General features: G+C 70.9%; 20 protein-coding genes and 1 pseudogene. 9 read left to right on the top strand and 12 right to left on the bottom strand.

The window, feature by feature from the left end:
- Positions 1 to 25 precede the first annotated feature (25 nt).
- Positions 26 to 1,600 (bottom strand): hypothetical protein, encoded by a 1,575-nt coding sequence (locus LXN57_RS45325; protein ID WP_251804513.1) that lies wholly within the window; start codon positions 1,598 to 1,600, stop codon positions 26 to 28.
- On the opposite strand from LXN57_RS45325, the gene mptB reads away from it, so the two are divergent.
- From mptB to LXN57_RS45310, 3 genes are read left to right on the top strand one after another with little or no spacing between them, the layout of a single operon-like run.
- Complete coding sequence (gene mptB, locus LXN57_RS45320; RefSeq protein WP_308206710.1) at positions 1,539 to 3,152, top strand: polyprenol phosphomannose-dependent alpha 1,6 mannosyltransferase MptB; 1,614 nt, start codon at positions 1,539 to 1,541, stop codon at positions 3,150 to 3,152. The two genes, LXN57_RS45325 and mptB, sit on opposite strands and share 62 nt — an antisense overlap.
- Complete coding sequence (locus LXN57_RS45315) at positions 3,076 to 4,227, top strand: glycosyltransferase 87 family protein (protein ID WP_251804511.1); 1,152 nt, start codon at positions 3,076 to 3,078, stop codon at positions 4,225 to 4,227. The genes mptB and LXN57_RS45315 overlap by 77 nt, the downstream gene beginning before the upstream one ends.
- A gap of 9 nt (positions 4,228 to 4,236) precedes the next feature.
- On the top strand, positions 4,237 to 6,348 hold the full coding sequence (locus tag LXN57_RS45310; protein WP_251804510.1) for an esterase-like activity of phytase family protein: 2,112 nt from the start codon (positions 4,237 to 4,239) through the stop codon (positions 6,346 to 6,348).
- A gap of 124 nt (positions 6,349 to 6,472) precedes the next feature.
- Here the strand turns inward: LXN57_RS45310 and LXN57_RS48700 are convergent.
- The 5 genes and pseudogenes from LXN57_RS48700 to LXN57_RS45285 all read right to left on the bottom strand — a co-directional run.
- Positions 6,473 to 7,794 (bottom strand): annotated as a pseudogene (locus tag LXN57_RS48700) (AfsR/SARP family transcriptional regulator); the annotation flags it as partial.
- A 14-nt stretch (positions 7,795 to 7,808) separates the two neighbouring features.
- Complete coding sequence (locus LXN57_RS45300; protein WP_251804508.1) at positions 7,809 to 8,399, bottom strand: dihydrofolate reductase family protein; 591 nt, start codon at positions 8,397 to 8,399, stop codon at positions 7,809 to 7,811.
- Positions 8,400 to 8,599: 200 nt separating this feature from the next.
- Positions 8,600 to 8,767 carry a hypothetical protein gene (locus LXN57_RS45295; protein ID WP_251804507.1) on the bottom strand — a complete coding sequence of 56 codons (168 nt, stop codon included), beginning with the start codon at positions 8,765 to 8,767 and terminating at the stop codon, positions 8,600 to 8,602.
- Positions 8,768 to 8,794: 27 nt separating this feature from the next.
- Entirely contained in the window at positions 8,795 to 8,947 is a 153-nt protein-coding gene (locus LXN57_RS45290) for a hypothetical protein (protein ID WP_251804506.1), read from the bottom strand.
- Between the two features lie 64 nt (positions 8,948 to 9,011).
- The gene (locus LXN57_RS45285; protein ID WP_251804505.1) at positions 9,012 to 9,485 is read right to left on the bottom strand and encodes an MSMEG_6728 family protein; all 474 of its coding nucleotides are present in this window, start codon (positions 9,483 to 9,485) and stop codon (positions 9,012 to 9,014) included.
- Positions 9,486 to 9,591: 106 nt separating this feature from the next.
- Here LXN57_RS45285 and LXN57_RS45280 point away from each other — a divergent pair, with 106 nt between their 5' ends.
- Entirely contained in the window at positions 9,592 to 9,894 is a 303-nt protein-coding gene (locus tag LXN57_RS45280; protein WP_251804504.1) for a GNAT family N-acetyltransferase, read from the top strand.
- Between the two features lie 6 nt (positions 9,895 to 9,900).
- Here the strand turns inward: LXN57_RS45280 and LXN57_RS45275 are convergent, their stop codons facing one another.
- From LXN57_RS45275 to LXN57_RS45265, 3 genes are read right to left on the bottom strand one after another with little or no spacing between them, the layout of a single operon-like run.
- On the bottom strand, positions 9,901 to 10,062 hold the full coding sequence (locus LXN57_RS45275) for a hypothetical protein (RefSeq protein WP_251804503.1): 162 nt from the start codon (positions 10,060 to 10,062) through the stop codon (positions 9,901 to 9,903).
- Between the two features lie 29 nt (positions 10,063 to 10,091).
- Complete coding sequence (locus LXN57_RS45270) at positions 10,092 to 10,427, bottom strand: TraR/DksA family transcriptional regulator (protein WP_251804502.1); 336 nt, start codon at positions 10,425 to 10,427, stop codon at positions 10,092 to 10,094.
- 33 nt (positions 10,428 to 10,460) lie between these two features.
- A complete protein-coding gene (locus LXN57_RS45265; protein ID WP_251804501.1) occupies positions 10,461 to 11,024 on the bottom strand; it encodes a TetR/AcrR family transcriptional regulator in 564 nt (187 codons plus the stop codon).
- A 45-nt stretch (positions 11,025 to 11,069) separates the two neighbouring features.
- Between LXN57_RS45265 and LXN57_RS45260 the strand changes: the two genes are divergently transcribed.
- Entirely contained in the window at positions 11,070 to 11,657 is a 588-nt protein-coding gene (locus tag LXN57_RS45260) for a dihydrofolate reductase family protein (protein ID WP_251804500.1), read from the top strand.
- Between the two features lie 36 nt (positions 11,658 to 11,693).
- On the opposite strand, the gene LXN57_RS45255 is transcribed toward LXN57_RS45260, so the two are convergent.
- Positions 11,694 to 12,824 (bottom strand): erythromycin esterase family protein, encoded by a 1,131-nt coding sequence (locus tag LXN57_RS45255; protein WP_251804499.1) that lies wholly within the window; start codon positions 12,822 to 12,824, stop codon positions 11,694 to 11,696.
- A gap of 59 nt (positions 12,825 to 12,883) precedes the next feature.
- Here LXN57_RS45255 and LXN57_RS45250 point away from each other — a divergent pair, with 59 nt between their 5' ends.
- On the top strand, positions 12,884 to 13,603 hold the full coding sequence (locus LXN57_RS45250; protein ID WP_251804498.1) for a TioE family transcriptional regulator: 720 nt from the start codon (positions 12,884 to 12,886) through the stop codon (positions 13,601 to 13,603).
- A 274-nt stretch (positions 13,604 to 13,877) separates the two neighbouring features.
- On the opposite strand, the gene glnA is transcribed toward LXN57_RS45250, so the two are convergent.
- Positions 13,878 to 15,302, bottom strand: a complete 1,425-nt coding sequence (gene glnA, locus LXN57_RS45245; protein WP_251804533.1) for a type I glutamate--ammonia ligase — start codon at positions 15,300 to 15,302, stop codon at positions 13,878 to 13,880.
- 202 nt (positions 15,303 to 15,504) lie between these two features.
- On the opposite strand from glnA, the gene LXN57_RS45240 reads away from it, so the two are divergent.
- Complete coding sequence (locus LXN57_RS45240) at positions 15,505 to 15,909, top strand: RDD family protein (protein ID WP_221376243.1); 405 nt, start codon at positions 15,505 to 15,507, stop codon at positions 15,907 to 15,909.
- A 211-nt stretch (positions 15,910 to 16,120) separates the two neighbouring features.
- On the opposite strand, the gene LXN57_RS45235 is transcribed toward LXN57_RS45240, so the two are convergent.
- Complete coding sequence (locus LXN57_RS45235) at positions 16,121 to 16,810, bottom strand: DUF4191 domain-containing protein (protein ID WP_251804497.1); 690 nt, start codon at positions 16,808 to 16,810, stop codon at positions 16,121 to 16,123.
- Positions 16,811 to 16,971: 161 nt separating this feature from the next.
- Between LXN57_RS45235 and LXN57_RS45230 the strand changes: the two genes are divergently transcribed.
- On the top strand, positions 16,972 to 17,154 hold the full coding sequence (locus tag LXN57_RS45230; RefSeq protein ID WP_251804496.1) for a hypothetical protein: 183 nt from the start codon (positions 16,972 to 16,974) through the stop codon (positions 17,152 to 17,154).
- Between the two features lie 65 nt (positions 17,155 to 17,219).
- On the top strand, positions 17,220 to 20,210 hold the full coding sequence (locus LXN57_RS45225; RefSeq protein ID WP_438872986.1) for a helix-turn-helix transcriptional regulator: 2,991 nt from the start codon (positions 17,220 to 17,222) through the stop codon (positions 20,208 to 20,210).
- Positions 20,211 to 20,672 lie beyond the last annotated feature (462 nt).

Raw genomic sequence — 20,672 nt, 5'->3', positions numbered from 1 at the left:
CCCCGAACCGGGTGCTGAGCGAGCGTCAACTGCTGATCGTGTAGCGGCCCTGATCGGTGACCTTGACGGCGAGCCAGTCGCCCTGGCGTTCCAGGGTGGCGTCGTTGTCGACGGTGAGCCAGCGGTTCCAGCGGACGCGTACGGGGACGGTGCCGGGGGTGGCGTCGAAGGTCAGGGAGGCCGCGTCCTGGCGGACCAGGCGGGCCGGCGCGGCGACGATGGGCCGCGGGTCGGCTACCGCGTAGAGGCGCCAGTCGGCGTTGCTCCACAGTTCGGTCAGATAGGGCAGGCCGGCCTTGATCAGCTCTGCCTCGGGGCGGCCCGACCAGGTCAGTTCGGCGTCGGGGACGGCGACGAACTGGACGGCCAGCTCGTCGAGCCAGGCGCGGTAGGTGTCGGCGGTCAGGGGTACGCCGGTGCCGCGGGCGCCGGGGATCTCGGTGAAGAAGAGCGGGTTACGGTCGATGTCGGCCTGCCGCAGCCAGCCGCGGGCCAGGGGGACGTCGCCCATGTGAGCGGCTTCCCAGTAGTCGCGCGTAGCGGGGATCTCCACCCGGCCGGTCAGGCTTTCCTGGGCCAGGCGGTCGAGCAGGGGGCGGAAGTAGGCGGCGTCCGCGGTCGGGTTGCCGATGTCGCGTACGTCGCCGGTGACGACGGGGGGCTGCCACCAGCAGGCCACGGCTACAAGGATCACTACCGCCCATCCGGGTAGTGGCCGGACGGCACCCGTCCACGGCGAGGTGCGGGAGAGGACGGGGAGGGTGGCGTAGGCGGCCAGCAGGGGAAGGGTGAACATCACGGCCAGGCGGGTGGCGTTGAGGCCGACCGGGGTGTGGATCAGGGACGCGGCCAGGACTCCGGCCGAGGAGAGCAGGGCGCCGATCCGTACCGGGCGGCGTGGCACCAGCGCCGCGACGACCAGGCCGGCGATCACTGCGCGCAGGGTGTCGGTGCGGCTGATGTTCATCCAGCCGCCGTCGCCGAACAGCAGGGCCGTCAGGGCCAGGGGGACGGCGGCGGGAATCGCCAGCAGCAGGCCGGAGCGCACCCGGCCGGACAGGATCAACGCGACACCGGCCAGGCCCAGGAACAACGCGACGACCGGGCTCGTGGCCCCGGCCAGCAGGGTGAGCAGGGCGGCCGGCCAGCCAGCAGAAATGGGGGCAGGCGCCTGCCGGGTGGTCAGGGCGACCAGCGCGCCGAGGGCCAGGCACACCCCGAGGCCGTACGTCACCCGGCCGCTCACCAGGTTGCCGGCCAGGCACGCGGTGCCGACCAGGGCGCCGAGCAGGGGGCGCGGGGCGTCGGTGCGGCGCAGCAGGACGGCGAGGAGCACGGCTGCGAACGGCAGACAGAGGGCGCCGGTCAGGCGTACGCCCAGTAACGCCATCACTGGCTGTGAGATCAGGCTGTAGCCGAGCTGGTTCACACCGGCGTACCAGCGCAGGTCGATGGGGGTGTAGCCGTGCGCGGCGAAGAAATCGGCCCGGGCCACCTGGGCTGCCAGGTCGGAGCCCATGGCCGGCAGCAGCAGATAGGTGGCGCCGAGCACCGCCGCGAGCACGGCGGTGAACACTTCCAGCCGGTGCCGGGCCCACACGCGACCAAACCCTACAGCGCGTCACGATAGGGTGCTCGCCATGCCCCGCCTCGCCGTCGTCCGCTACGCGGGCCTGGGCGGCAGCGTCCTCCTGGCGGTGGCCGCCTGGCTCGGCGGCGCGACGAATCCGTGGCAGCCGACGATCAAACCCGGGACGATCTTCGCTGGTGACGACGGCGTGCTGCTGCCGATCGCCTGGCTGCTCGGCACGGGGCTGCTGATCACCGCGTGGGTTCTCGGTGTGCGTGCCGTGCCCTCGGCGCGCTGGGCGTACGTCACGGCCGGGCTCTGGATGCTGCCCCTGCTGGCATTCCTGCCGTTGGGGAGCTACGACGCCTACTCGTACGCCTGCCAGGGCTGGCAGCAGAGTGCGGGCCTCGACCCGTACGCGGGCGGGGTCGATGTTCTGGGTTGTCCCTGGGCCGACGCCGTTGCCCCCACCTGGCGCGACGCCCCGGCCCCGTACGGCCCGCTGTTTCTGGTGCTGGCCGGCGTCGCGGCCAAGACCGGCAGCCTGGCCGGGACGCTGGCCGGGCTGCGGGTGATCGCCCTGGTCGGCGTCGCGCTGATCGCGGTGTCGTTGCCGGTGCTGGCCCGGCGTGGCGGTGTTCCGCTGGGTCGTGCGGTGTGGCTGGTGCTGGCCTGCCCGCTGGTGCCGATCCATCTGATCTCGGGCGCGCACAACGACGCGCTGATGGTGGGGCTGATGGTGTCCGGGCTGGCGTTCGCGATCGCCAGGAAGGGCTGGGCGGCCGGCCTGCTGCTGGGACTGGCGGTGGCTGTGAAGGCGACCGCGGTTGTCGTGGCGCCATTCGCGCTGCTGCTCCTGCTCGATTGTCGGAAGCTGCCTGTGGATAACTCCGCGGTTCTGTCGCCCCCGCGGCGTAGCGTTCGCCACGTCCCTGGGTGGGCGGGGGAGGCGATGGCACCCCGCGAGGCGACTTACAACACGGTGCGGCGGGGCTGGCGACCCGCCGCGGCACTGGCCGGGGGGTTGGTTCTGGCTCTGGCGGGGGTCTCGCTCGTCAGCGGGCGCGGGTTCGGGTGGGTCACGGCGCTCAGCGGCAGCGGGGTCTCGGTGCAGTGGACGTCGCTGCCCACCGCGATCGGCATGACGATCGACCTCGTCGGCCCGGATGCCGTGCCGGTCACCCGGGTTCTCGGCATCGTGGCGCTCGCCGTCGTCCTCGCGTACCTCTGGTGGAAAGCCCGCCACCGCGACGCGCTGCTCTACGCCGGGTACGCCCTCGCGGCGACCGTTCTGCTCGCGCCGGTCTTCCACCCCTGGTACGCGTTCTGGCCGCTCGCCGTCCTTGCCGCCACCCTGCACACCCACCTGAAGTGGCTGGTCGTGCCGTGCGCGGTCGCCTCCGCCCTGTGCCTGCCGGACGGTTACAACCTGGCGCTGGCGGTGAAGGCGCAGGGTGCCGTCGCCATGACCGCGTTCATCATCTACTTAGCCTGGAAATCGGTACATGAAGCGAAAAATCGCGCTGCTGAGCGTCGCCGGGCTGATCACGTTCCTGATCGTCTATCTGGCCCAGACGCGTAACGGGTACTTCGACTCCAAGGTCTACTACGGGGCGATCCAGTACTGGTTCCGCGGCGACGGCGGCATGGTCTACGACTGGCTGCGGCCCGGAACCCCCTACGGCTTCACGTATCCGCCGTTCGCGGGGCTGGTCATGTCGCCCATGGCCTTCCTGCCGTTCGGCGCGGTGGTGGTGATCGCCATCGTGGCCACGGTGCTCACCACGGCGTTGCTCATCTGGTGGTTCGCCCGGGACCTGATCCGTCGCCAGGGGTGGACGGTCTGGTTCGCGTACGGCATCGCGGTGTGCCTGGCCATCTCGTTCGAGCCGGTGCGCGAGACGATCACGTTCGGCCAGGTCAACACGCTGCTGCTCACGCTCGTGGCCGGGGACCTGCTGTTCGGCCTGGGCCGGGGGCGCAAGTGGGCCGGCGTCGGCATCGGCGTGGCCACCGCGATCAAGCTCACGCCGGGCATTTTCATCGTCTATCTGCTGGTCACCCGGCGCTGGCGGGCCGCCGCCACGGCGAGCGGCACCGCGGCCGGCGCGACCCTGCTGGCGGCCGCCATCTTCCCGGACGAGTCGCGGGAGTTCTGGACGTCGGCGCTGTGGGACACCAACCGGGTCGGCGTGCTGTCCTTTCTGTCCAACCAGTCGGAGCGCGGCTTCCTGGCCCGCCTGCCCATCGCGCAGGTCGAGGCGAAGGTGTGGCTGGTGTGCGTACTGGTCACCCTGGCCTTCTGGGCGTGGCGGGTGGCCAAGGCGCCGGACGACATCATGGGCGGCCTCGCGCTGACCGGCGTCGTCGGCTGCCTGATCAGCCCCGTCACCTGGATCCACCACTGCGTCTGGCTGCTGCCGGCGATCGTCCGCTGCGTCGACCTGGGCGCCCGCAACCAGAAGATCCTGGGTGGAGCCGCCTACCTGCTGATGACGAGCCGGCTGACCTGGCTGTGGGAGAAACGCCCGCGCCCGCCGCTGGAGCTGATCGGCGGCAACCTCTATGTCTGGTTCAGCCTGGCCCTGCTGATCTGGACACCCATCGGCACCCCTCGTTCAGCGGACGTCCATGAAGAGGACAAGATCCTCACGTAGTCAGAGCGCATGCACAAACGCTCGGCAATCGCTCTGCTCGGCCTGGCCGCCACCTTCGTCGCCACGCCGGCGGCCGCTCACGCGCCCCACGGGGAATTCCGCAGGCTGGCCACCTTCCCGGCCTATCTGAACTCGTCGATCGACGACACCGCGGCGGCGGAGATCTCCACGGTCACCGGGGACGGCCGCACGGTCGTCTACACCGACAGCCCGGGCAAGCGCCTCGGCTTCGTCGACATCAGCAATCCCAGCCGGCCGCGACCGTCCGGCACACTGGCGCTGGACGGCGAGCCCACCTCGGTGGCGCACCTCGGTCACCTGCTGCTCGCCGGCGTGAACACGCGCGAGAGCTTCACCGACCCGTCGGGCAAGCTCGTCGTGATCGACGACCGCAGCCGCGAGGTCGTGCGGCAGATCGACCTGGGTGGGCAGCCCGACTCGGTCGCGGTGGCGCCGAGCGGCCGCTACATCGCCGTGGCGATCGAGAACGAGCGCGACGAGGATGTCGACGACGGCGCGATCCCGCAGCTGCCGGCCGGCTACCTGTCGGTGATCGACACGAAGACGTGGAAGGCCTCGAAGGTGGGCCTGACCGGGCTGGCCGCGGTCGCGCCGAGCGATCCCGAGCCGGAGTACGTCAGCATCAACTCGCGCGACGAGGCGGTCGTCTCCCTGCAGGAGAACAACCACCTGGCTGTCGTGTCGCTGAGGTCGGGCAAGGTTGTCGAGGACTTCCCGGCGGGCGCGGTCACGGTGTCCGGTGTGGACACCAAGGACGACGACACCATCACGCTGGACGGCTCGATCACCGCCGAGCGGGAGCCGGACGGCGTCGCGTGGATCAGCGACGACCTGTTCGCCACGGCCAACGAGGGCGACTACGAGGGCGGCTCGCGCGGCTGGACGATCTTCTCGCGCGACGGCCGGGTCGTCTGGGACGCCGGCAACACGCTTGAGCACCTCGCCGTCGAGCACGGCCTCTACCCGGACAAGCGCTCCGACGCCAAGGGCATCGAGCCCGAGAACGTGGCGTTCGCGAAGATCGGCCGTACGCCGTACGTCTTCGTCAACTCGGAGCGGGGCAACTTCACCGCGGTGTACGACGTGTCGAACCCGCGGAAGCCGAAGTTCCAGCAACTGCTGCCGACCACCAACGGCCCCGAGGGCGTCGTCGCGGTGCCGTCGCGGGGCCTGCTGGTGGTCTCCAGCGAGGAGGAGATCCCGGACGCCAACATTCGCGGCTCGGTGCAGATCTACGGAATCGGCCGCGGCCGGTTCCCGTCGATCGTCTCGGACGACCTGATCCCGTTCGGCACGCTGTCGGCGCTGTCCGCCGTGCCCGGCAAGCGTTCCCAGCTCGTCTCGGTCACCGACTCGGCGTACACCCCGACCCGGATCCTGACGATCGACACCGCCTCCTCTCCCGCGGAGGTCGACAAGCAGCTGACCGTCACCAAGGCCGGCCGGCCGGTCGGTTACGACGCCGAGGGCATCGTGGCACGCCAGGGCGGCGGCTACTGGCTGGCCAGTGAGGGCTCGGCCGAGACCCCCAACCTTCTGGTAGGCCTCGACGCCCGCGGCGCGGTGCAGCAGGAGCTCCCGCTGCCGGCCGACATCGCCGCCGCCGTCACGACCAACGGTTTCGAGGGCGTGGCCGAGACCGGCGCCGCTGTCTGGGTCGCGATCCAGCGCCCGCTCAAGACCGACCCGGCGAACGTCGTCCGGATCGGCCGGCACGACCTCAGGACCGGCGCCTGGTCGTGGCTGCTCTACCCGCTCGACGCCGCTCCGCTGGGCTGGACCGGCCTGTCCGAGCTGGTCGCGGTCGACGGCAACACGTTCGCGGTGATCGAGCGCGACAACCAGCGCGGCCCGCAGGCCTCGATCAAGAAGATCTACCAGTTCGACGTCCCGGCCACCTGGACCGGCACGCCGACCGTCAGGAAGACGCTCGTCAAGGACCTGCTGCCCGCGCTGAAGGCCGGCAACGGCTGGGTGCAGGACAAGGTGGAGGGCCTGGCGATCGGCGGTGACGGCCGGACCTACGCCGTGACCGACAACGACGCCATCGACGACGCCACCGGCGAGACGGTCTTCCTGCGGCTGGGCCGGCTGCTCTAGAGAAGGCCCACCGCGTCGGCCACCGTGGTGCCGGTGGCCCGGCGGTAAGCCTCGTCGAAGCCCGCGTCGCCCAGTGCGGCGCGGGCTTCGACCATGATGCGGTCGACGTCGGGCACCGAACGGCCTCGGCCAGCCGCTCGAGCCCGTACTCGCGAATGGTCTCGAGCATGCGGTAGCGGCCGCCGGGGCCGAGCACGAGCAGCGACTTGTCGACCAGCGCGGCCAGCACCTCGAGATCGGTGGCGCAGACCCGCTCGGCCACGTCGACGCCGGCGCCGCCCTTGAACAGCGCGAACCGGCGCCACAGCTGCCGCTCCGGTTCGCTGAGCAGCTCCCAGCTCCAGTCGACGACCGCGCGCAGGGTCTGATGGCGGGGCAGCGCGGCGCGGTTGCCCCCGGTGAGCAGGCGGAACCGGTCGGCCAGACGGTCGGCCAGCACGGCTACGGGCAGGGTGCGCAGGCGGGCGGCGGCCAGCTCGATGGCCAGCGGCATGCCGTCGAGCTCGCGGCAGACACGGACGACGGCCCCGGTGTTCTGTGCGGTGAGGGCGAAGCCGGCGGCTCGGTCGAGCAGAAGCCGTACGGAAGCAAAAGCGGAAGCGGTCGACGCGTCCGCACCCACCGGCGGCAGAGCCAGCGGCTCGACCGGATGAAGCTGTTCGCCCGGAATGCCGAGCGGCTCGCGGCTCGTGGTCAGCACTCGCAGGCCCGGCGCGGCCCGCTCACCAGCCGGTGCTCGCCGAGCAGCCGGCGGACGGTGCTGACATCCGCCTCCCGCCCGACGAAGCTGCTCACCTCGGCCGGCAGGTTGCCGCTCGGCCTGTCCTGCAGCAGTTCGACGTGCAGGGCTCGCAGCTCGGCCGACGGGTCGGCGCCGAGCACCTCGGCCAGGCGGCGGCGAGCCTGCTCGAAGACCTCCAGCGCGCGGCCCGGGTTGCCGGCGGCCCGCAGCGCACGCATCAGCAGGGCCACCAGCTGCTCGTCGAGCCGATGCTGGGTGACCAGGCCCTCGAGCGCCGGCACGGCTCCCGCCCCGGTGACGCTGCGCTTGATCGCGTCGAGGCGCAGCTCGTGCAACCGCGCCGCCTCGGCCCGGGCCACCTCGGGAAAGTCGAGATCACCGCGCCAATAGCTGAGCGCCCGGCCCGGACCGGTGGCGGCGAGCCGGGCGAAGACGTGCGCGTCGATCTGCTCGGGCTCGATGACCAGGCGATAGCCGTACGAGGCGGCCTCGATCACCAGCCCGGCCCGGCGCAGCCGCGAGACCAGGGCCTGAAGCGCGTTGCCGGACGGTGGCTCGTCACCCCAGACGCCGTCGATCAGCCGCTCGGCCGACACGACCCGCCCCGGTTCCAGGGCGAGCAGCACCAGCAGGCTCCGCAGGCGCGCGCCCGCGACTGGCACGACCTCGCCGGTCGGGCCGCGCAGCTCCAACGGCCCGAGCACGGCGATCTCCACACCTACGATTCTGCCCGCTTGTAGCGGGCGATGAGTACGCCCTTCGTCGTGGCGACGCAGTCGATCAGCTCGAACTCGGCGAGCGGGGCCGGCTGCTCGAACAACCGCGCGCCCGATCCCAGGGTCAGCGGGTGGATCAGCAGCGTGTAATCGTCGATCAGGCCGGCCGCGTGCAGGCTGCGGACCAACGCCGCGCTGCCGTTGATGGCGAGGTCAGGGCCGGGTGACGCCTTCAGCTCGGCGACTGTCGCGGCGGCGTCACCGCGCAGCAGGATCGAATTCTCCCAGCCGCCGGCATCGTTCAGGGTGGTCGAGACGACGTACTTGGTCGCCTTGTTCATGAGAGCCGAGAACGGGTTGCCGTCGGTGGCGCGCCCCCAGACGTTCGCGAAGTCCTGCCAGGTACGCCGGCCGAACAACAGGTCACCGGCCTGGGCCATGCCTTTGCCGAGTTCCTGCCCCATGACCTCGTCGTTGTACCGCGGCCCCCAGCCACCATGGGCGAAACCGCCGCGCGCGTCCTCGTCGGGCCGCCCCAGCCCCTGCACCACCCCGTCCAAAGTCATGAACGTCGTCACACCGATCGAACGCATGCTTGTCTCCCTGTCCTGGTCCGGCCTTCCCCTCCTGTACGAACGGCGGTCGCACGTTTCGACACTGCCGGATTTCGACTGGACCCAGGAGCGGTTCGGGTGTCCTGGGTGGGCGGGAACTGAGCCCGGGTAGGGCGGCGCCGGCGAGGGGGACGCGGTCTCTGTTCGTACGACATGCTCGTTCCGCGCCGGGCGCGGTTTCAGGCCGGCTTCGCTCGGCGCAGGCGCAGCGACGGCATCATCATGACCACGGCCACCGCCGTCAGCACGATCGCGACGCTGACGCCGACCAGCACCCAGCCGGGCGCGCGGTCGTCGAAGAACGCGCCGATGCCCAGGAGCGCCGACAGGGCCCGCGAGCCGATCACGACGGCGGCGGCTTTGCGGGTCCCCCGTCACGCCGGAACGGCGGCGGCCAGGCTGATCAGGCCGAGCGTGAGCCCGGCGATGACGACCCCGACCGGTGGGCGGTTGTCGCCGAAGGGCAGTGAGCTCACCACGTCGAGCAGGGCGAGCAGGACAAGAAGGACCAGGCCGGTGCGATACAACGGAACCTCCCGATGACAGGTGCGAACATCGGGAAGGGGCGGCGGCCCTCAGCGAGATACGTCGTCAGCCCAGGTCGCGGCCGGGACGGTCGGAAACCGGCCACACGTACGGCAGGTCGTCCGGCACGTCGGGGCCGAAGAACGGCCGGTAGAGCTCCGGGTCCTTGCGCAGCAGGGCCGACTGGTGGCTACGGTGCACGGCCTCGTCGCCCAGCCACGGCGGCAGCTCGCCGACTTGTTCGAGAGCTTCCCGCGGACGAACCTGGGGCCCACCGCCCCAGTCGGCGATCAAGGTCGCCGCGGTGGTGTCGGCGCGCCCCGTCCCGGTCCACACGGCCACCATGTCGAGGCCGTAGCGCACGAGCCCCTCCTCGTACCCGCGCCACATCTTGACCGCCGGGTGATGCCGCCACCCGTAACCCGGCGTGGTCAGCCCGCGCAGCACCTGGATCGTCTCGACCCGCTGCTTGCCGAGCCGCTTCGGGTCGAGCACCCTCGCCGAGGCCAGGAAGTCCGGGTACGGGAGAAAGGTCTGCACTCCCCGACGTTACTGTCTCGGACGTGACCACGGCCCTGCTCGCCGACGTGACCGACGAGCCGATTCCGCGGGTGGCGGAGCTCGTCCTCCGTGATTGGATGGGGTCGTGACGATTGCGGTGACCGACGCGCCGGAGAAGAGCCGTTTCGAGGCGCGCGACGACGACGGGACGCTGGCCGGGGTGATCACCTATCAGGTGACCGGCAACGTCATCGCCTACACGCACACCAAGGTCGAGCCCGCCTACGAGGGCCATGGCGTCGGCGGCCTGCTGGCCCGCGCCGCCATGGAGGACGCGCAGGCCAAGCACCGCCTGGTCGTGCCGATCTGCCCGTTCCTGGCCGCCTGGCTCGACGAGCACCACGAGTACGAGAAGATGGTCGCCCGCAGCCACCGGCGCGTGAAGTAGCCGCGCTCACGAGAACGGCGTCACCGGCCGGGCCTCGGGCTCGCCGTCGGGGAAGCCGTGGTCGCTGATCTCGTCGAGCAGCAGGGCGCGCCCGCTGTCGGCGACGACGGTGGGTCCAGGCGCACCCCGGATGCGGCACGGGATCGGCTCGATGGTCGTCTCCGGCATACACCCGTACGCCGCCCGCTGGGAAGCCGCTACGAAGCGCAGGCGATGCAGGTCGTCGCGAACGGCCGGATGTCGAGGCGCTCACTCGCGATGGCCAGCCCGCACGACTCGCACCGCCCGTAGGCGCCGGCGTCCAGGCGGGAGAGTGCCTCGTTGACCGCCACCAACTGCGCCCGGGCCCCAGCGAGCACGGCCGTGAGCTGCGCCCGCTCGTACGCGATGGTGGCGCCCTCGGGGTCGTGCTCGTCGTCGGCGTTGTCGGCGCGGGACGCCTCGAAGAGCGCGTGCAGGTCGGCGTCCAGGGCCGCGATCTCGCCCTCGGCCTGCTCGCGGAGCCGCTCCAACGCCGTGCGGTGGCTGTCCATGGTCCCTCCACGGTAGCCAGCGCGGCGCCGCGTTCATGCCAGGCGGTCGACGAAGGCGGTCAGGGCTTCGTCGGGGGTGACGCCGGCGTCGATCGAGGTGGTCAGCATGTCGAGGAGCAGGCCGTCCATCGCGTAGTGGAGCAGGGCGATCTCGAGCGGGCCGCCGGGCAGGCCGGTGGTCGCGTGGAAGGCGACATCCTCCCGGTAGCCGGTGCGCAGAGTGGTGCCGAGGATCTCGGCGAGGCCGGGGCGGCGGGCGGCCTCCAGACGCAGCTCGATGAGGGCCCGGGTCAGCTCGGGGTGGGCCGTCGTGCGTTCCAGGATGTAGCGCAGATAGTCGATGAACAGCTCACGCCCGGGTGGGCGGCCGGCGAGCCGCTCGACCACGGCCGGGTCGGGCGCGAATCGTTCGAAGATGCGCTCGCCGAGCGCGCCGAGCAGGGCGTCGCGCGAGCGGAAGTAGTTGGACGCCGTGCCGCTGGGCACGCCGGCCTCGGTGTCGACCGCGCGGTGGGTGAGACCGCGGGCGCCCGACTCGGCCAGCACGCGCAGGCCCGCGTCGGCCAGCAGGCGGCGTCGTTCCGGATTTCTGACCACGAGGAGAGACTAGCTCAACCACTACAGGTGTTGTAGTTTAGGCACATGCGAAAACTCATCTACTACGTCGCCTCCACCGTCGATGGGTTCATCGCCGCGCCGGACGGTGACTTCGCGTTCTTCGGGCCGCTCGACGAGGAACTGAACGCCTACATCAGCTCGCGCTATCCCGAGACGCTGCCGACGGCGCTGCGCGAGCACTTCGGGGTCACCGCGCCCAACCAGGTCTTCGACACCGTCGTGATGGGCCGCGGCACGTACGAGCCGGCTCTGAAGGCCGGCATCACCAGCCCGTACGCGCATCTCGAGCAGTTCGTCTTCTCGAGCACGATCGACCCTGCGATCGACCCGGCGGTGACCGTGGTGACCGAGGACGCCCTGCCCTATGTGCGGAAGCTGAAGGAGCGCCCGGGCCGGCACATCTGGCTCTGCGGCGGCGGCGCCTTCGCCGGCGCCGTGCGTTCCGAGATCGACGAGTACGTGATCAAGCTGAACCCGCTGCTGGCCGGCGACGGCATCCCGTTGACGGCGGGCCCGTTCGACCCGGTCCGGCTGGCCTTGATCGACGCCACGCCGGTCGGGTCGAGTGGAGTGGTGGTGCTGCGGTACCGGGCGAACAACGCGGCGGCATGAGCCGACCGCGTGCGATGACCGACGACTGGGCCCTTCCTACTGAGGGCCAGTTCGAGCCGACGCGCCGGCAATGGGAGTGACGTCGCGGACGAACACGACTCCGTCGACGCCCGCGAGCCGGGCCGGGTCGAGCGGCGCGTAGCCGTACCAGGGGGACTCCCTTCGTGCTCCGGGCAGGTCGCGGGCTCCTGTCACGAGCTGATCTTGCGGGAACGCGTACAGGTGGCCCTCGACGGTGTCCGGGGGTGGAGCCGGCACGCCGTGCTCGTGGATCGTGCCGACGGCGGTGGCGACGAACGCGTAGCCCGTACCCAGTTCGGCGTCGACCAGAGATCCGGCGCCCCACCACTCAAGAGGCCGGCCGCCCATCCGCATGCTGCTTCGCCCGCGCTGCAGATGCGAGTTGTGGCCGTACGCGAAGGTCGGGCCCCGGTCGGCCAGGGCACGCAGGTTGTCCGCCATCATCGAGTCGCGGATGCCGAGCAGCCAGGACAGGCGGTCCGGGGAGGAATCCGCCATCCAGTAGTGGTAGCGCAGCAGGCCGGTGGCGGTGCGGGCGTACAGGCGGGCGCGTTCGTCGGGGCGCGGCTGCATGGCCACGCGGGCCGCCAGGTCGTCGGCCAACAGACGTAGTTCCTTGGCCTCGGGGGAGCGGCCCACCGACTGCGACGGATCCATCATGGCGGCCGGGTTGGTCCAGCGTTCGTCGTCGCCGAGCAGGCGGTCCATGTCCGGCGCGAGAGTGCCGGTGCTCTCGGCCAGAGCGGCAAGGATCGGGCGTGGACTGGCGGCGGCGGTGATCTCCAACGGGCCGTCGAAACCGGCGAAACGGACCTGCTCCCCGGGTGGACGGCCGTCGTTGTACGAGCGCATCCACCGTACGAGCTCGTGGTTGCCCTGGTAGTGGCCCCACTCGTGGCTGAAGCCGTTGCGAACCACATCGCCGAGGTCGCCGACGCCCGTGGTGACGTAGTCGTCGACGGTGAGGGCCCGCAGGCAGTCGCTCTCCAGGGCGATCGTGCGGTAACCCTCGTGCTCGACGAGATGCTTCCACAGCAGGTTGCGCAGCGTGAGCAGGTTGTTGTCGCCGTGGGTCGGTTCGCCCACAGCCAGCAGGCGGGGCCGGGCCTTGAGCAGGCGCATCACATCTTCGGGAGCAGAAGTCATGCCTCTGAACAGTATCGTTGAACCGTCCATTGAAACTTCGGCGCTTTCGGTGAGGGTGTATGGCCCGGAACCCTCAAACGCTGCGACCGGTCGACCTGGCGCGGGCGCATGGTTTGTCGACCCAGGCGATCCGCAACTACGAGGAGGCCGGGATCCTTCCCGCGGCCGGTCGCACGCCGTACGGCTATCGCACCTACACGCCGCGTCACGCGCAGGCGCTCCGCGCGTTCCTCGCCCTGATCCCCGGTCACGGCCACCGGACGGCCTCGCTGATCATGCAGGCGGTCAACCAGGACCTGCCCGCCGAGGCGTTGCAGCGCATCGACGAGAGTCACGCCCAGCTGCTCGACGACCGCCGTACGCTGCGGGCCGTCGAAGCCGCGCTTCGCGACCTGTCTCCCATGCCGGCGGAACGAGGTGACATGTTCGTCGGCCGGCTGGCCGGACTGCTCGGCGTCCGGCCGGCCACGCTCCGCAAATGGGAGCGGGCCGACCTGGTCCACCCGCGGCGCGACCGACGGACGGGATATCGCGTGTACGGTCCGGCCGACATCCGCGACGCGCAACTCGTCCACCAGCTCCGCCGGGGCGGCTACCGGCTGGAACGGATCGCCCCGCTGATCGCCCAGGTGCGCACGGCCGGCGGCGTGGAGCCCCTGGAGTCGGCGCTCAGCGACTGGCACGCGCGGTTGGCGGCCCGCGGCCGCGCGATGCTCGCCGGCGCGGCCGCCCTGGACGCCTTCCTCACGCTTCCTGCGGGTCCTGCTGAACGAACTTGATCGATCGCGCCTGGTTGTCCATGGTGGTGTACGACAGGTCGGGGTGGCCGGTCCAGGCGTCCGGGAAAGTCGACCTTGGTCAGATCGGGCAAGGCCGCGTACGCGCCGAAGCGGTACGAAGCCCTGGAGCCCCCGTGCGTGCGTGAAACATCGTCGCCGGCGGGCAATATCACCGTTAGTCGATGCCTATGGGCCTGTAACGAGCACCCGCGCGCGAAACGGCGGCCACCCCGGCCGAAGCCGGGCGTGACCGCCGTTCCGTCCCTGAGCGGGATCAGACGTTGTAGTACATCTCGAACTCGTGCGGGGTCGGGCGGAGGCGGACCGGGTCGATCTCGTTGGTGCGCTTCCAGTCGATCCAGGTGCTGATCAGGTCGTCGGTGAAGACGCCACCGGCGGTGAGGAACTCGTGGTCGGTCTCGAGGCTGTTGAGCACCGCGTCGAGGGAGCCGGGCACCTGCTTGACGCTGCCCCACTCCTCCGGGGGCAGGTCGTACAGGTCCTTGTCGATCGGGGCCGGGGGCTCGATCTTGTTCTTGATGCCGTCGAGGCCGGCCATCATCTGGGCCGAGAACGCCAGGTACGGGTTCGACGACGGGTCCGGCACGCGGAACTCGACGCGCTTGGCCTTCGGGTTGCTGCCCGTCACCGGGATGCGGGTGCAGGCCGAGCGGTTGCGCTGCGAGTACACCAGGTTGACCGGGGCCTCGTAGCCGGGCACCAGGCGACGGTACGAGTTGACCGTCGGGTTGGTGAAGGCCAGCAGGCTGGGCGCGTGGTGCAGCAGGCCGCCGATGTACCAGCGGGCCGTGTCGGACAGGCCGGCGTAGCCGGTCTCGTCGTAGAACAGCGGCTCGCCGTTCAGCCACAGACTCTGGTGGGTGTGCATGCCCGAGCCGTTGTCGCCGAACAGCGGCTTCGGCATGAACGTGGCGGTCTTGCCGTGCTCCCAGGCGGTGTTCTTGATGATGTACTTGAACATCTGCATCTGGTCGCCGGCGTGCAGGAGGGTCGAGAACTTGTAGTTGATCTCGGCCTGGCCGGCGGTGCCGACCTCGTGGTGCGAGCGCTCGACGGTGAAGCCGACGTCGATCAGACGGCGGACCATCGCGTCGCGCAGGTCGCTGTAGTGGTCGAGCGGGGCGACCGGGAAGTAGCCGCCCTTGTAGGCGGTCTTGTAACCCTTGTTGCCGCCCTCTTCGTCCTTGCCGGAGTTCCAGGCGCCCTCGATCGAGTCGATGTGGTAGTACGCCTCGTTGGCACTGGTGGAGTGGCGGATCGAGTCGAAGATGTAGAACTCGGCTTCGGCGCCGAAGAACGCGGTGTCGGCGATGCCGCTGGAGGCCAGGTAGGTCTCCGCCTTCTTGGCCACGTTCCGCGGGTCACGCGAGTAGGCCTCGCGGGTGAACGGGTCGTGGATGAAGAAGTTGAGCGCCAGCGTCTTCTGGATCCGGAACGGGTCGACGAAGGCGGTGGTGACGTCCGGCAGCAGCATCATGTCGGACTCGTGGATGGCCTGGAACCCGCGGATCGAGGATCCGTCGAAGGCGAGGCCGTCGGTTACCACGCTGTCGTCGAACGACTCGACCGGCATGTTGAAGTGCTGCATCACACCGGGCAGGTCACAGAACCGTACGTCGACGAACTTGACGTCCTCGTCCTTGAGGTATCGCAGCAATTCCTCGGGGTTGGCGAACAACACGTCCTCCTGGTACAGGATTTCGATACCGGGGCGGCGTTCTTCCGCCGCATGGCTGGGCTGGTCGCGACGCTATGGGGCGGGAGTTGCCCGGGCGTATCCCTATTGTTTCCGTCATGTTACGGAGTCTGTGGGTCTCCGCCGACGGTCAGGCCGACCCCAGCGAGGCTATCGCGAAAACGGCCGCGGTTACGCTGGTTGCATGGTTTCGGCAGGCAAGACCCCGCCCGGCACGCGGGGCGCGCTCGATCTGTCCGGCGTGACCCACGCCTCGTTCGGCCGCCGGTTCGGCGCCCTGCTGATCGACTGGGCGCTCGCCACCGTGGTGGCCGCCGTGATCGTCGACGACCTGCGAGCCAATCCCTGGCCCCAGCTGGGCATCTTCGTGCTGGTGCACGCGTTCTTCGTGGGCCTGTTCGGGCAGACTCTCGGCATGGCGCTGGCCCGCATCCGCTGCGTCTCCATCGTGGACGGCGGCGCGATCGGCCTGCCCCGCGCGATCCTCCGGGCCCTGCTGCTGGCCGTCGTCATCCCCGCGGTGATCAACGACGGCGACGGCCGGGGCCTGCACGACCGCGCGGCCCGCTCGGTCATGGTCCAGCGCTAGCGAAAATCCAACTGCGTTTTTCGTACGACGCGTGGATGCGCTCGTCCCGAGCGGTCAACCCGTTCCAGGCATGCCGGCTAGGTGCCGTCCGAGGCGGTAAGCGCTGTCCGAAGCGGTCGCGCCCGGGGCCGCGTACGGCGGGATGTCGGCCTCGACCGCCAGGCCGATGCCCGTACTCGGGAAAGAAGTTGACCTTGAATTTGGGTCGTGCTCAGCGGGGGCGTTGCTGGCGGAACGCGCCCTTGCTGGGGCGCATGTTCTTGGGGATGGCGCCCTTGGGCATCTGCGGGCGGGCCATCAGGGCGCCGAGGCGCTTGTCGAGCGCGTTGACGTCCTTGCCGGTGAGGTTGCGCGGCAGCCGCATCATCGTCGTGCGCAGCTTCCTGACCGGGAGCTGGCCCTCGTCGGAGCCGATCACGTAGTCGTAGAGCGGCGCGTTGCCGATGACCTTGGACAGGCGGCGCTTCTCTTGCCCCAGCAGGCCGCGGACGCGCTGCGGGTTGCCCTCGGCCAGCAGGATCACGCCGGGGCGGCCGATCACCACGTGCACCATGTCGAACTGGGTCGTCGAGGCGGCCGCGGGGCGGACCCGCCAGTCGCCGCGCATGTTCTCGATCAGGGAGGCGGCGGCGCCGGGCTGGCCCTCGGCCGCGTTCATCATCGCGGCGTTGGAGCGCAGGTTGAGCACGATGACCGCGGCCAGCAGGGTGACCATGATGCCGATCGGCAGGTAGATCCAGCCGAACAGGATCACCAGGACGACAGTCAGGGCGAGCGGGATCAGCACGGCCGCGAGGAGCAGTGGGACGAACCACTTGTCCTGCTTCGCGGTGAACGAGAACACCTGACCGATCTGCTTCAGGCGCGTGCCGAACGACACCTTCTCCTGCTCTTTTGCCATAACTCGAAAGTGTAGTGGGGCGGGTCCTTACCCACGCACCGGTGGTCCTCCCCATGGGTAAGGAGGCACGGGCCGCCAATATGAGGCAGGTTCCCCATGCCCGGCGGGTGCCTTCCGGCGAAGAGTTCCTTCCAGAAGAACTCCGACGGAAGGACACCGGGATGTTCCCGTACAACGACCCTCAGACCATGCTCGACCTGCACCACCAGCGCGCCGGTGAGCTGAGCCGCCGCGCGACCGACGCCCGCCGCGTGCGGGAGGCCGGCGTCGGCCGGTCCCGCCGCTTCGGGCGGTGGCCCCGCAGGCGGGCCGAGCAGCCGGCCAGGGCCGTCGTGGCCGCATGACGGCCGTGTTGTCCGGGGGGCCCGGGCCGGTTTCCGCGGCGGAAAATCTGTCGCACCCCCATGGCATGCTCGACCTCATGACGGTGCATGCGCACAGCGAGGTGCTCGTCGGCCGGGGGGCCGACCTCGCTGTTCTGCGCGATGCGCTGAAACGGGCCCGCCACGCCGAGCCGTCGACTGTGCTGGTCGGCGGCGAGGCCGGCGTGGGCAAGACCCGCCTGGTCGAGGAATTCGCCCGCGGCCTGGCCGGCGAGCCCGTGCGGGTGCTGTCCGGCCAGTGCCTCGAGCTGGGCGAAGAGGGTCTGCCCTTCGCCCCGTTCGCGGGCGCGCTGCGCGAGCTGGTGCGGGCCGAGGGCGTCGGCGCGCTCGACGGTCACGAGCGCGAACTGGCCCGTCTGCTGCCCGAGCTGGGTCCGCCGCCGCTCGAGGGCGACGCCCGCCGCGGCCTGCTCTTCGAGGCGGTCGCCGCGCTGCTCGGGCGGGGCCCGCTGGTCCTGGTGCTCGAAGACCTGCACTGGGCCGACCGTTCCACCCGCGATCTGATCGCCTTCCTGGTGCGGGCGGCCCGCCTGCCCCAGCTGCTGCTGATCACCACCTACCGCACCGACGAACTGCACCGCGGTCATCCGCTGCGCGCGTTCCTGGCCGAGCTCGACCGCGTGCGCGGCGTGCTGCGCCTCGAACTCGACCGGCTCGACCGCGAGGGCACCGCCGAGATGCTCACCCATCTGCTCGGCGCCGAGCCCGACGCGCGCGTGGTCGACGCGATCAACGAGCGCGCCCAGGGCAACCCGTTCTTCATCGAGCAGTTCGCCGGCTCGGGCCTCAACGAGATCCCCGCCAGCCTGCGTGACCTGCTGCTCTCCCGGGTCGACCAGCTGCCCGAGCCGGCCCAGCAGGTGCTGCGGGTGGCCGCCGTGGGCGGCACCCGGTTCGGCCACGAACTGCTGGCCCGGGTGGCCGGGCTCGACGACGCGGCCCTCGAATCGGCGCTGCGCGTCATCGTGGCCGCCCAGCTCGTCGCGGTCGTCGACGCCGAGGGCGGCTTCGAGTTCCGCCACGCCCTGGTGCGCGAGGCCGTGCACGACGACCTGCTGCCCGGCGAGCACGCCCGGCTGCACGCCCGCTACGCCCGCGCCGTCGAGGCCGAGCCTCACCTGGTCCCCATGGGCCGGGCCGCCGCCGAGACCGCCCATCACTGGCACGCGGCCCGCGACCATCCGCGCGCGCTCATCACTGCCAAGATCGCCGCCGACGAGGCCAAACAGCGTTTCGCGTACGGGGAACAGGCGCGCCTGCTCGACCGGGTTCTCCAGCTGTGGGAAGACGTGCCCGACGCCCAGACCCTGCTCGGCCTCGACCACCTGGACCTGCTCGAAGAGTCCGCCTTGGCCGCGATCGACTCCGGCGAGCACATGCGGGCGCTCACCCTCACCCGCGCCGCCCTGGCCGACCTCGACGCCGAGGCCGAACCACTGCGGGCCGGCCGCCTGCTCGTGCGCCGGGCCAAACTGCTGCGCACGGCCGGCAAGTCCGACGGCCGGGCCGAGTGCGAAGAGGCGTTCCGCCTGCTCAGCAAGGCCCCGCGCGGCTCCACCAGGGTGCGCCTGCTGGCCGACGTGGCCCACCAGCTGGCCGGCCTCGACCCCGACCGCGCGGCCGAGGTCGCCCGCGTCGCGATGGCCGACGCCTCCGACCAGGGCGACCTCGCCGCCCTGGTGACGGCCGAGGTGGCGTTCGGCTCGACCTGCTCGGGCCGGGTGCCCGCGGGCGAGGTGCTACCGGTCATGCGCGACGCGGTCGAACGAGCCCGCGCCGCCGGCGACCTGCCCGCCTTCACCAGCGGCCTGATCAACGTCTCCGACACGCTGTTCGAGCTGGGCCGCTACGAGGAATCGGCCGCAGCCGCCGCCGACGGCCTGCCCGGCGCGGGCCGGGTCGGCGTCAGCCGCACCACGGGCGTCTTCCTGCTGGCCAACCACGCCGAGGCGCTGATCGCCCTGGGCCGCTGGGACGAGGCCGACGCCCGCCTGGCCGAAGCGGCCCGGCTCGACCCGCCCGAGACGCTGGCCCTGCCCTGGCTGCGCCTGCGCGCCCGCATCCGCCTGGCCCGCGGCCGCGAGGGCGCACAAGCCCTGGTCAACCGGTCGCTGGCCTTCCTGGGCCGACCCTACCTCAGCAACGAGGGCCGTCTGGCCACGCTCGACCTGAGGCTGCTGGCCGCCCTCGACGACCCCGACCCGGCCGCCGCCGTCGAGGCCGCCCGTTCCGCCCTGGCCGACCCGTCGCTGACGGTCCTGCCGCGCTACTGCTGGTCGATCCTGTCCCACGCCGCCCGAGCCGCCACCCGCGCCACAGACGCCGCCCTGGCCGCCCAGGTAGCCGAGGCCGCCACCCGCCTCCCGATCCGCTACCCGGCCGAGGTCGCCTTCGCCGCCGAGGTCCGGGCCCTGCTTGAGGGCGGCGAACCCCGCTGGCACGAGGCCGTCCAGGCCTGGCGCGACGACGGCCATCGCCACGAACTGGCCCGAGCCCTCCTCGACCTGGCCGAGGCCCAGGCTGCAGCCCGCTCAACCCACCGCTCCGACGCCGCCGCCCGCGAGGCCGCCTCCCGCTCCGATGCTGTTTCTCGCTCCGAGGCCGTTTCTGGCTCCGAGGCCGCGTCTCGTTCCGAGGCCGCGTCTCGTTCCGAGGCCGCGTCTCGTCCTGAGGTCGCTTATCGCTTCGACCCAGCCGAGTCGATCGCTGAGGCTGTCGCGGTGGCCTCGGCGCTGGGCGCGACCCCGCTGGTCGAGGCGGCCGACATCTTGTCGCGCCGCCTCGGCATCCGCCCGTCGACCCCGGCCGCTGTGCGCGACGACCTGCTGACCACTCGCGAACGCGAGGTGCTGCGCCTGGTCGCCGAGGGCCACACCAACAGCCGCATAGCCGCCGACCTCTACATCTCACCCAAGACCGCGAGCGTCCACGTCTCCCGCATCATCGCCAAGCTCGAAGTCACCAACCGTGGCGAGGCCGCCGCCGTGGCCCGCCGCCTGGGCCTGCTCGACGACTGACCCAACGCGAACGCCTTCACCGTGACCGTGCGCCGTCCAAGGACCCGCCCGTCGTGATCCATCAACGCGGCGACTTGCTTGTCCTCACCCAAATCGATCGCCAGGATCGCCCGATCCGGCGTCACCACCCGACGCAACGCCTCGATCCGGTCATTCCGGCGGCGATCGCCCCGGGTCAACCCGCTACGCTGAACCACGAACGTCCTCCTCGATGGGTACTGGGACACCAAGCCCGCTCATCCCACCAGGGAGGACGTTGCTTGATCTCAGGCCCCTAAATCCTTCGAGATCTTTTCTACGGCGACACGCCCGGCTGTGGTGGTGATTGCCGTGCTCGGCGGCTGGCGGCGGCACGTCTGGCTGTGGTGGTGGTTGCCGTGCTCCACGACTAAGGGCTCGCCGAGAAATAACACGTTGGTTGGATCTTTATCGGGCGGGGTTTAGGACCGTTTGGTGCCGGCC

The organism is Paractinoplanes hotanensis (genome assembly GCF_023717965.1).
Classification (GTDB): domain Bacteria; phylum Actinomycetota; class Actinomycetes; order Mycobacteriales; family Micromonosporaceae; genus Actinoplanes; species Actinoplanes polyasparticus.
The sequence above is the reverse complement of the archived record's forward strand: the minus strand, read 5'-3'. Positions and strand labels throughout refer to the sequence as shown.